Raw genomic sequence first — 10,272 nt, 5'->3', positions numbered from 1 at the left:
AGGTTTCATCCTATTTTACCTTTTTTTGTCTACCCCCTTGACAATTTGCACTTTTTCTTAACTTGTCACAAATGGGCTAGACTTGACACAAACAGAGAGTTTGACGGCAAACATTGAGATCCAGCTCGAAAAGATGAAAATCACTAGAGGTTATTAAATAATGGTCATGGATCTGCGTTATTACGATGTCATCGGCTTTGGTGATGAAGTTCCAGGAGTTCTAGCTGTTATCTCTGCCGCCAGAGAATATCGTCGCCGGACAAAGCGTTATCCGCGAGTTTTGCTGATGTCTAAAGGAAGCTTGCAAGAAGGAATTGGCGGCCATTTGGTAAGAGGCGGCCTTGCTTATTTAGATAGAAGTCAGATTAGTCCAGAACTTAAACAATCTTTAAATTTAGATACCTTTGGTTCACCGCCGGCAATCTATAAAGAATTCCTGCAAAAATCCGGTGTTGCGACAATTGCACTTGATGCCGGCAAAGCCAGTGCAGCGCTGAAAGAAATGCTGTTACAAGCTGGAGTCGATATCCTCAGCAAAGTAGAAATTCAATCAGTCAATAAAGAAGGCAAAAAAATAGCCAGTATAACCACCTCGAAAGGTATAGTTTATGCCGGCAAGCAATTTATTGATGCCACTGTCAATGCCGAATTAGCTCAAGCTGCCGGCGTGAGAAAGTTGCAGGGATTTGAAACATTTGGTCTGCCTAACTCAGAACTTCCAGTCACCCTCGTTTTTGAAACCCAAGGACTCAGTGCAAGAAGACTGAAAGAACTCGATTACATTTATCTAAAACGCTTCACAAACCAGGCCGATTCAGAGAGTCAAAAATTTTTGCTGTCCGCTGCAGACAAGGATGCCCAACTAGCAGAAAAACTCCGGCGGGAAATGATCGACACTAGAGGCAATCTCAAAACTCTGTGGGCGGGAAACGATTACATGGATGTTCGCTCGCCGGCTTTGTCTGTAGCTTACCACTCCTTTAGAGGAAGAAAGCTATCTTTTCCTGAAACTGGCATGATTTTAGATCTGGGAAATATAGCAATACTTCCCAATGAAAGACTTTCGTGGAATGCGCTTTTATTTGCAGTCACCGCCAGCGAAGCGGAAGCCTTAGCTAGAAGCGGGAGCAAACCCACGGCTAATATGCAAAAAGAGATATTATTTCTTGCAGCTTGGTTGAGGAGTTTGGGGGCTACTTCTGTTACTACTGCCTCAGAACTTTATATCAGACACGCCGGCAATGTGATGGGAGTTGTAGAACCTTTAACTGGCGCACAAATGCTTTTAGGTGGCGTACCTGCTAATGAGGCACTGGGAACATTTAGCTATTATTTTGATATACGCGGAGGTATCCAGGGTCTTAACGAGAAAGCAAACACTCTAGGATGGTTTAAAAGTATGGCTTTTAAAAAGCCTACCTTCAATATTGGTATCCGCCACGCATTAATTAAAAACGTTCCTAACCTGGCAGTGGTCAGTCCGTGTTCGGGATTTGAAGGGTTTGCCTGTTCTGCCGGCAGAATTGTTGAATTCAACGTCGCCGTTGGTCAAGGTGTCGGTATCGCTGCGATTAATGCCCTTCTAAATAACAAAAATCTAGCCGATGTATCTAACCGAGAAGTGAGACAAGTTCTCGTTGAAACAGGTCAGTTACCTAAAATTTTTGGAGTTGCAAATAATGCTGATGGAATGCTATTGGCGCAATTCGAGAATCTTGTCACTTCGGATGCTATTGCGTAATAGCAATTTCAATTAGTTCTGGACGCATCAAAACCTTCATAACCCGGTTTTTTGCCTTGTTCTGCGGTCTGCAGGGCGTCTTTCGGTAAAAAAACCCGGTTTCTGACCACCCGTGCGTCGAGGACTATCAATAAACCATGCAGTAGTAGGTTTTGCCCGTGGAACGAAACTCTACACAAAATTTTTTAGCAAAAAAGGAGTGAAATTGGTATTAATATTATGTCCCCTCAAACGACAACAATTACGTTGGTTTGTAGTGAGGACTTTAATCCTCATACAATTCTGAGGACTTCCGTTGTCACTACAAACCTATAACGGTAATTTTACCGGAAATTATATAATACCTCGATCGCCTGCACCGAATTATTGTGCTGCGCGGCACTAACCTGTTAAACAACTTTTCAACTTGAGACTTCAGTTGACTTTTCCAGCTTGGTTTCCCGCACAAACAAGAAAAGCGGGAAAGCACATGAAAACGAAACAAGCACAGCCAGAAGTACGTACGGCCCTACAAAACTTATATCCAATCGTTTCGACTCCGCGTACATCCAAGTGCTTCCTGCTACAGTTGCGATAAACAAATCTAAACTTACCGATTTCGCAGCAAGATTAGCCGAACTCTCGTTGACAAAGTCGAGCAAGCCAGCATTGCTAAAAAACTGCAAGTTATAGTACCAAGGCAGCACAAGCCCCAGAATTGCTAAGATGAGATAAATGATTCGCTTAACGCTCATAATTACCCTACCTGTTCTTTGAAAGACTGTATTACCCTAGCCGCTAACAACCAATCCTTAATTCTTCTGCGGGCACTTCGGATGAATCCCCCCCTGCAAACAAATGTAAGCAATTTGACTTTGATCTAAATTCTTAGCCTCCCCAAAATCAACTCCTTGGAATCGACCGGATTTACTACCGGTCGGATTTTGAATAAATTGCTCCGAAGCTGCCTTCCCCAGAAACACAGCCCCTTTAAAATTCGCTCCCGCTAAATTCGCCCCCCTAAAATCAACCGAACTCACCTCCGCATTCCGCAAATTAGCATCTTGCAATCGAGCATCTTTTAAATTCACGTTGGCGAGTTTAGTCGAACTCAAGTCGGCATTCTCTAAGTTCGCGCCACTCAAATCGGCACCGGACAAATCAGCACCTTGCCATTCCGATTTAGACAAATTTGTCAAGGCCAACTGAGCGCCTTGAGCCTTCACTTTGCCCAAACGCGCACCGGACAAATCCGCTCCCGACAAATTCGCGCTTCCTATATCTGCACCGGTAAAAATTGCATTTTTTAAGATTGCTTGCTGCAAAGAAGCGCCAATTAAAATAGCACTGCTGAAATTAGCTGCATTCAAATTTCCGCTGGACAAATTAGCTTTGTTGAGGACAGCGCGCACAAAAGTAGTCCGGTTCATTACAGCACTGTTCAAAGACGCCCCGGTCAAATTTGCTCCTTCAAAATTAGCTGCGCTCAAGTCAGAAATCCAATCGTCAAATGTACCCGGACGCCTGTCTTCGCCAGTGCCGTAAAAGCGAGTTCCCTGCAAGCTGGCATTGGTTAAATTGGCCTCTTTTAACTTAATTCCCGACAAGTCAACTTTGTTTAATACTAAAGTAAACTGAGCCGGGCCGGCAGGACTTTGAGCTAAATCCGTGCGGCTCAGATCCGCGCCGTTGAGCTGGCTGCTATACACTGTGAGAATTTTGCCGATCGCCCTTTGTACTGTTCGCTGGCGGGCGGCCGCTAACTCGCGTTCCGCCTTGCCGCCAAAGCGCAGGGACTCGAGGTCGTTGCTGAGAGCTTGGTTCAACCGCTGCAAGTCAGGCAAAGCTTTCGGCCCGCTACTGACTAAAGCTTGCTGGATCGCGTCCAGCATGGCGCGGTTGTCTTCTTGAGCTAGCAAATCCGCTAGCAGGGGTACGGCGCGGGAGTCTTCCACTGCCCCCAAGGCCAAAATGGCCGATCGCCTGCCGGATGCCCCCAAGGCCGATGTGGGAGACAATTTGCTGACTAAAGCCACAAATAATTCGTCGTTCCGCTGCCGGGAATCCCGCATATTTGCTTGAGTTTGAGTGTAGATGAGAGTGCCGACAAACAAAGTTAAAATCAATCCCACGCTACCGATGGTAACTATCACTAAAGTTGCGCCTGGGTGTTGGCGAATCCAATTCCACAAACTGGGATTTTCTTTCAGCCCGGTTTGCGGCGTCACAACCAAAGCCGCAATCTGCGCGTCTTCCTCAGTCCAATCTGGACTCTTGAGTGGATTGGCAGACAGTTGATTCGATCGAGCGCTGACCACCAAAGTATTCGCGAGGCGATCGTGTCCCGCTTGCCGTTTGTAACGCCATGCAAAAGCGCCGTCTGCGATCAGTGCCAAGCCGCTGAGCCCACCTAAAATCAGCAAATCTGGAAACGCACCCGTCAAGCGCCAAATGCCGTAAGCGACGCCCAGAGGCACTCCCCAGCGCCCTAAACTTTCGCGAATTAGCACTTGCCCAAAACCCGGAGGAGTACCCGAGGCTGTGACAACTTTGACACCGAACCAGCGTTTGGGGAGAGTTTGACCGGTTCTGGCGAGCAAAAACAGTTGCCACGCCCCTAAAACTGCCGGTGCCAGCAGCGCCCCTGACCAGAATAGATTAGTTAGAGCGAAGACTCTGGGGTTGCGATCGCGCATTGGTATGCCCAAAGTACGGGCGACGGTTTCGGATGCTGCTGCTATGTAGGGATTGAGCGGCACGGTTTGAGATTCATTGTTGACCAATGCCCCGATACTGAAGGGAACGAGGGCGCTGGCGGCAATTAACGAAATTTCCACGGCCCAAGCGCCGCACCTGCGAACCAGCAGTGGCATTTGCTTGGATTGTGTTTGCCAAGACGGATCGGGTTGATTGAGGCCGCTGGGCGCGGTGGGGCTAGCCATATTCAGAAATTCCTATTATTTGTCGTTAGTATTTGAGGACTGGGGGGAAATTGCCAATTTATACGCTATGTAGATTAGCACTCCCAGAACAGCAAGAGTCATCAGGGCCGAAATTAGCTGTACGACACTATTGAAGACTGTCAGGACAATTATCGATGCCAAGGCAAAGGCTGCCACCTGTCCGGGTTTGGGGAGTCTTTGAAACTTTTCGAGTAATTGATTGTAGAAGGTTCCGACGGCTTGATAGCTGTCTGAATTTTGTTTGATGAGCGGCGATCGTTCTAGTTTAGCTTTTAGTTCTCCGAACGCTTGCTGCCATTTGAAGTTATTTTGAGGATTCATAAAAAAAATTCGGGAGTTAGTTTAGATTAATGTGTTCGGAACCGCAATTATCGCCTACCGTCAATGAACTACAAGCAAATGCCATTGTGTGAGGAAACATGAAGATCCATTATCCGGGCGATCGCGGCAAACTGTGGTTTAGCTCGATCGTGACCCTAGCCTTGGCAATGATTTTAGCGGATGCCGGCGCTATTCGGAGCCAACCGCTACAAATTGCTCCGGGATTTCCCGAACCGCTGGGAGTTTCTGGAGTTTCCGGCGGCGCGAACAATAGCGGCGACTGCGGTTTTGTGTCCCAAGCACCGAACCACGTCATCGAAGTAACGCAGGATTTGCCTTACTGGCGGATTGCAGTACAAACCGCTGGAGCTCCGAGTTTAATGATTCAGGGGCCGAGGGGGCGTTTCTGCGTCCTGCCGGCGAATGCTGCTGCGGGGAATGTAGAATTTTCCGGTTATGGGGACAAGGGGACTTATGTTATTTTTGTGGGCGATCGATCTCAAGGTCAACACCCTTACTCTCTCTCTATTTCCCAAAAGCGAAATTAACAATACAACGGGATGAGAACGCTTGCTGTCAGAAAATGGGCTTTTTTGCGATCGTCAAGAAGCCTGCTTTTTAACAGCAAGTACGTTAACTAGGGATTTCCTATCAATTTTGTATTTGGTTTTTAACCCATTGGCGAAACAATCTGAGAGTTTGACTCGTACCCGCTGTTTGGCTTTCTTCGCAATATTGAGAAATAGCTGCAATAATTGGCAGATTGGGAAAGGTCGGACTAATTTCAGATTCAACATATTTCCCATCTTGAAGCACATTAATCAGAAGCTTCTTATTTTCATAGCGCCATATCTCAGGTACTCCCAAAGCTTCGTAAGCATCGAGTTGAGTTTTGGAAGTTAGATCGACTTCAATTGCTAAGTCAGGCGGCGGATCGACAGTTAAGTCGATCCGCTTTTTACCAATCATTAGAGCGTGATTCTGAATGTAAAAGCAGTTGTCAGGTTCAATTCCTTGTAACATACTTTTTCGCTTAAAAGTCGTTGAACCAAAACATTCTCGATCCATTTCAAGTTCTTCGAGTAATATTTTCACCATATCGCCAATGATTTCCTTATTTAATTCATATTCTGGTAGTGGCATCCTAATCTCCAAAGTTCCTTGACTGTAAGCTATTCTAGAGCCACGGTGTTCTCCCAACTCTTCTAAAATTGCTTCAAATTCTTGCCAGTTTACATCATCTAACAGCACTCTATGTCCAGGTGGTACAATAATTTGTCTTAATTGCAGCGTTACCATTTGAATCTCCGATTTATTTAAGTTTATGATAACTTGTCTGTATCGGTAATTGGGCCTTGGGAAACAGTCAGGTTTGTAGTGAATACTTCAGTGATCAAAGCCTGATTTGTTCTCTAACCCACTGGCGAAACAATCTGAGAGTTTGACTCGTGCCCGCTGTTTGACTTTCTTCGCAATATTGAGAAATAGCTGCAATAATTGGCAGATTGGGAAAGGTCGGACTAATTTCAGATTCAACATATTTCCCATCTTGAAGCACATTAATCAGAAGCTTCTTATTTTCATAGCGCCATATCTCAGGTACTCCCAAAGCTTCGTAAGCATCGAGTTGAGTTTTGGAAGTTAGATCGACTTCAATTGCTAAGTCAGGCGGCGGATCGACAGTTAAGTCGATCCGCTTTTTACCAATCATTAGAGCAGAATTCTGAATGTAAAAACATTCATCAGGTTCAATTCCTTGTAACATACTTTTTCGCTTGAAAGTGGTCGAACCAAATGGTTCAAATTCTATTTCTAGTTCTTCAAACAAAATTTTCACTAAATAGCCAATAATGATTTTAGCTTTCTCATGTTCTGGTAGTGGCATCCTAATCTCCAAAGTTCCTTGACTGTAAGCTATTCTAGAGCCACGGTGTTCTCCCAACTCTTCTAAAATTGCCTCAAATTCTTGCCAGTTGACATCATCTAACAGCACTCTATGTCCAGGTGGTACAATGATTTGTCTTAATTGCAGCGTTACCATTTGAATCTCCGATTTATTTAAGTTATAGAGCTAAAAACCTGCTCAACAGTCAGATTAAGTTCCCCGAAGGCAGACGAAATAATCCTATCGCCCTCTCGGAACTGGCTAACCTGGTACTCCCCATCAACCAACTGGTAAATCGAGACAGTAGGTTGTTTGGGATTGCCGATGAAGCGCCGGCCACCCAAGGCAGCACAGTCAACAACCCAGTATTCCGGGATACCCAATCTTTGATACTCAGCCACTTTTACCAGGTAATCATCTTGCCAGTTAGTGCTAACTACTTCGACAACAAGCTTAACAGAGCTACCTTGAGAAATAACTGATGATTTTTTCCAGAGTGGCTCTGAAATTAAGGCTGTTTTGTCTAAGACTATGAGATCTGGCTGGTAGCCCGTGGTCGTTTCGGGAGGTCGGACAAAATAAGTTGATGGTGTTACATAAGGAAGATTTAAACGGTCAATTTCTACGTTAATTTTTCGGATAATAAAACCTGTAACTTCCTCATGGGAGCCATTTGGGTTAATCTCAAGTATTACTCCATTGCGTAGCTCGAAACGTCCTTTTCCATCTGGATACCATTCTAAAAATTATTCAAATGTTATCGATTTGATTATGGTTGGAATCATAAAAAATTCTCCGTTCATATAACCATCAATAGTTCGTAGTGAGGACTTTAGTCCTCGAATAGAGTCAATAAGGACTCAAGTCCTTACTACAAACAAAATTTTTAATGGCCATTAACAGAACATGATATCACATATTAATTAGGTAGGTGTAATAAAGTCAGCTAGAACCCCGACTTCTTGAACAAGTCGGGGTTATGGGTGTGATGTTTAAATTTTTTGCTGCTTGTAAAGTTCCTTAAACTTGCGCTGCTGCTCGTTGTGGTCTACGATTGGAGAGGGATAAGGAAGAAGTCGGCGTTCTAAAGACGAAAGATTTCCTGTTAGCAAAAGTTTAGTATCAACTCGGCGCAATTCTGGAACCCAGTGCCGAATATATTCCCCTTCCGGGTCAAATTTTTGAGCTTGACTGGCGGGATTGAATATTCGCAAAGGTTTCGAGTCCATGCCGCTGGATGCACTCCACTGCCAGCCGCCGTTATTAGCAGAAAGATCGCCGTCTATCAATTTTTGCATGAAGTATCGTTCGCCCCACTGCCAGTTAATAATTAAATCTTTGGTAAGGAAGCTAGCGACTATCATGCGGCAGCGATTGTGCATCCAACCTGTCTGATTTAACTGCCGCATTGCCGCGTCGATAATGGGATAACCAGTTTTGCCCCTGCACCAAGCTTGAAAGAGTTTTTCATCGTTTTCCCAAGGAAAGTTTTTGAATGCTTGACGGTAGGGGCCGTCTGCTAGTTCTGGGAAGTTATACATGGCGTGTTGGTAAAATTCCCGCCACGCTATTTCCTGTTGCCAAGTCTGGATGCTTGTGAAGGCTTCTTCGTTGCGGCAAGTGTCCATTACTATCTGGGTAGCTTGCCAAACCGTGCGGATGCCAATTGCACCAAATTTGAGGGCGGCGCTGAGTTGGGATGTGCCGTTAATTGCGGGGAAATTGCGCTGTCCTTGATATTGGTAAATTGCGCGATCGCAAAATTCTTCTAATTTTTTTAGCGCTGCATCTTCTCCGGGTTCTATTACTAATGGATTTTCCCAAAGAAATCCCAAACTCAAGGCAGTTGGCAGTGTTTCAATGGCACCTGCTTGGTTGGCGCTTTCTTGTTCTTCTGCAGTTAATCCGGTCATTAATTCCGGATAAGTTATCGGCAGTGTCTCTACTGGTTTGGCTTTGGGTTTGCTGTTCCATTTTTTCCAAAATGGTGTATAAACTGTGTAGGGTTGCCCTGTACCGCTGCGAATTTCATCTGGGGCGTGCAGGACTTGATCCCAGAAATTTTGGACTTGAATTCCTGCTTGTTGGAGGGCGTTTGATACGGATAGATCGCGCTTTTTTGCGTAGGGTTCTATATCCCAGTTCCAAAATACTGCTTTGGCATTTATCGCTGTTGCTAATTTCGGTATTCCTAGAGTCGGGTCATCTTGAATTATCAGCAATTGGCTGCCTGATTCCCTGTAACGCGAGGAGAGTTTTTGCAAGCACCCGATCATGTATGTGACTCGCGCTGGCGCTACCTCATCCGGATTTAGGATATTGCGATCGAGACAAAAAATCCCGACTACTTTCTGGCTTTCCTGGCGCGCTGCTGCCAGTCCGATATTGTCAGAAATACGCAAGTCGCGGCGGTGCCAAAATAAAATTAGATCGGACATTCGATTTTAGATTTTAGATTTTAGATTTTAGATTTTACAGTCCTGGACACACGCGGGGTCAAAAACCCGGTTTCTAAGTTAAGATTTATCGGTTTGATGGACGATTTTTATAAGAAACCGGGGTTTTTTCGTCAGTCATATTTAAGTCAAAAATGGACGGGCTAAGAAAAAGCTAGAAATTGATTTCGCGTCAATTGGTTCCCCAGCTAAAATAGCTTTTTCTAATTCTTCAGGGGTGAATAAAACTGTTTCAATGTCTTCATCAGCGTCCTGGGCTGGCGGCTTTTCCAGTTTTTCCAAATCTTGGGCTAAAAAAGCATAAATGATTTCGTCGGAATAACCGGGGGCGAGAAAAAATTGCCCTAATTTCTGCCATTTTCCGGCGCGATATCCGGTTTCTTCTTCGATTTCGCGTTTGATAGTTTCGGCGGGGCTTTCATTGATTTCGACTGTACCTGCGGGAAATTCTAAAATTCGCCCTTTTGTGGCAAAGCGGTATTGTCGCACCAAGACGAGTTTACCTTCGGGTGTGACGGGAACTGCAAGTGCTCCGCCCGGGTGGCGAATACATTCCCACTCGCCTTCGGAACCGTTGGGAAGACGGAGGGTGGCTACGTCAAAGTTAAATTTGCGCCCTTGGTAAAATAGGCGCTGTTTGAGGAGTTGGGGTAGTTCTTGACCGATCGACATAAGCGAGAAGCGAATAATGTTTGATTGCACCGATTTAAGACATCATAGGCGATCTTATAGGATTTTAGATTTTAGATTTGAGATTTTAGATGGGGAATGACTGATAAATATCACAGTTTGGACCTTACCTAGGGTTGCATTTTTTTTGAAACTGGTACCCTCGGTGAATTTTGCTCAATTTTTACAGTTGCAATTTTTGCACTCCGGAACAGTCTGCGGTTTGCAGGAGTTGGGCGATCGCACTTTTCGTCACCG

Annotated in this window: 9 protein-coding genes and 1 pseudogene; 2 read left to right on the top strand and 8 right to left on the bottom strand. The window is 45.1% G+C overall.

Annotated features, from left to right (window positions below; genetic code table 11):
- The first annotated feature begins 166 nt into the window (after positions 1-166).
- Complete coding sequence (locus QUB61_RS35250) at positions 167-1,741, top strand: FAD-dependent oxidoreductase (RefSeq protein ID WP_333133018.1); 1,575 nt, start codon at positions 167-169, stop codon at positions 1,739-1,741.
- Positions 1,742-2,142: 401 nt separating this feature from the next.
- On the opposite strand, the gene QUB61_RS35245 is transcribed toward QUB61_RS35250, so the two are convergent.
- The 3 genes from QUB61_RS35245 to QUB61_RS35235 are packed head-to-tail and all read right to left on the bottom strand — an operon-like array spanning position 2,143 to position 5,004.
- Positions 2,143-2,475: a DUF2834 domain-containing protein gene (locus QUB61_RS35245; protein ID WP_333133020.1), complete on the bottom strand. Its 333-nt coding sequence runs from the start codon at positions 2,473-2,475 to the stop codon at positions 2,143-2,145.
- A gap of 57 nt (positions 2,476-2,532) precedes the next feature.
- Positions 2,533-4,662, bottom strand: a complete 2,130-nt coding sequence (locus QUB61_RS35240; protein ID WP_333133022.1) for a pentapeptide repeat-containing protein — start codon at positions 4,660-4,662, stop codon at positions 2,533-2,535.
- Positions 4,663-4,677: 15 nt separating this feature from the next.
- A complete protein-coding gene (locus QUB61_RS35235; RefSeq protein ID WP_333133023.1) occupies positions 4,678-5,004 on the bottom strand; it encodes a hypothetical protein in 327 nt (108 codons plus the stop codon).
- A gap of 98 nt (positions 5,005-5,102) precedes the next feature.
- Between QUB61_RS35235 and QUB61_RS35230 the strand changes: the two genes are divergently transcribed.
- Positions 5,103-5,552 carry a hypothetical protein gene (locus tag QUB61_RS35230; protein WP_333133025.1) on the top strand — a complete coding sequence of 150 codons (450 nt, stop codon included), beginning with the start codon at positions 5,103-5,105 and terminating at the stop codon, positions 5,550-5,552.
- Positions 5,553-5,655: 103 nt separating this feature from the next.
- Here the strand turns inward: QUB61_RS35230 and QUB61_RS35225 are convergent, their stop codons facing one another.
- The 5 genes and pseudogenes from QUB61_RS35225 to QUB61_RS35205 all read right to left on the bottom strand — a co-directional run bounded on the left by QUB61_RS35225 (position 5,656) and on the right by QUB61_RS35205 (position 10,017).
- The gene (locus QUB61_RS35225) at positions 5,656-6,303 is read right to left on the bottom strand and encodes a Uma2 family endonuclease (protein ID WP_333133026.1); all 648 of its coding nucleotides are present in this window, start codon (positions 6,301-6,303) and stop codon (positions 5,656-5,658) included.
- 94 nt (positions 6,304-6,397) lie between these two features.
- Positions 6,398-7,045 carry a Uma2 family endonuclease gene (locus QUB61_RS35220; RefSeq protein WP_333133027.1) on the bottom strand — a complete coding sequence of 216 codons (648 nt, stop codon included), beginning with the start codon at positions 7,043-7,045 and terminating at the stop codon, positions 6,398-6,400.
- A 17-nt stretch (positions 7,046-7,062) separates the two neighbouring features.
- Positions 7,063-7,623: pseudogene (locus tag QUB61_RS35215) on the bottom strand (Uma2 family endonuclease); the annotation flags it as partial.
- Between the two features lie 258 nt (positions 7,624-7,881).
- A complete protein-coding gene (locus tag QUB61_RS35210) occupies positions 7,882-9,327 on the bottom strand; it encodes an FAD-binding domain-containing protein (protein WP_333133028.1) in 1,446 nt (481 codons plus the stop codon).
- Positions 9,328-9,468: 141 nt separating this feature from the next.
- Positions 9,469-10,017: an NUDIX hydrolase gene (locus tag QUB61_RS35205; RefSeq protein ID WP_333133048.1), complete on the bottom strand. Its 549-nt coding sequence runs from the start codon at positions 10,015-10,017 to the stop codon at positions 9,469-9,471.
- Between the last annotated feature and the right edge of the window lie 255 nt (positions 10,018-10,272).

The organism is Microcoleus sp. C2D2 (genome assembly GCF_036702495.1).
Taxonomy (GTDB): domain Bacteria; phylum Cyanobacteriota; class Cyanobacteriia; order Cyanobacteriales; family Microcoleaceae; genus Microcoleus.
Note: the sequence above shows the minus strand (reverse complement) of the source record. Positions and strands in the feature narration are given on the sequence as shown.

Bases quoted from the DNA above. Each gene is read 5' to 3' on its own strand.
- QUB61_RS35220 (WP_333133027.1), bottom strand. From the start codon at position 7,045: ATGGTAACGCTGCAATTAAGACAAATCATTGTACCACCTGGACATAGA.
- QUB61_RS35240 (WP_333133022.1), bottom strand. From the start codon at position 4,662: ATGGCTAGCCCCACCGCGCCCAGCGGCCTCAATCAACCCGATCCGTCT.
- QUB61_RS35210 (WP_333133028.1), bottom strand. From the start codon at position 9,327: ATGTCCGATCTAATTTTATTTTGGCACCGCCGCGACTTGCGTATTTCT.
- QUB61_RS35205 (WP_333133048.1), bottom strand. From the start codon at position 10,017: ATGTCGATCGGTCAAGAACTACCCCAACTCCTCAAACAGCGCCTATTT.
- QUB61_RS35245 (WP_333133020.1), bottom strand. From the start codon at position 2,475: ATGAGCGTTAAGCGAATCATTTATCTCATCTTAGCAATTCTGGGGCTT.
- QUB61_RS35225 (WP_333133026.1), bottom strand. From the start codon at position 6,303: ATGGTAACGCTGCAATTAAGACAAATTATTGTACCACCTGGACATAGA.
- QUB61_RS35235 (WP_333133023.1), bottom strand. From the start codon at position 5,004: ATGAATCCTCAAAATAACTTCAAATGGCAGCAAGCGTTCGGAGAACTA.
- QUB61_RS35250 (WP_333133018.1), top strand. From the start codon at position 167: ATGGATCTGCGTTATTACGATGTCATCGGCTTTGGTGATGAAGTTCCA.
- QUB61_RS35230 (WP_333133025.1), top strand. From the start codon at position 5,103: ATGAAGATCCATTATCCGGGCGATCGCGGCAAACTGTGGTTTAGCTCG.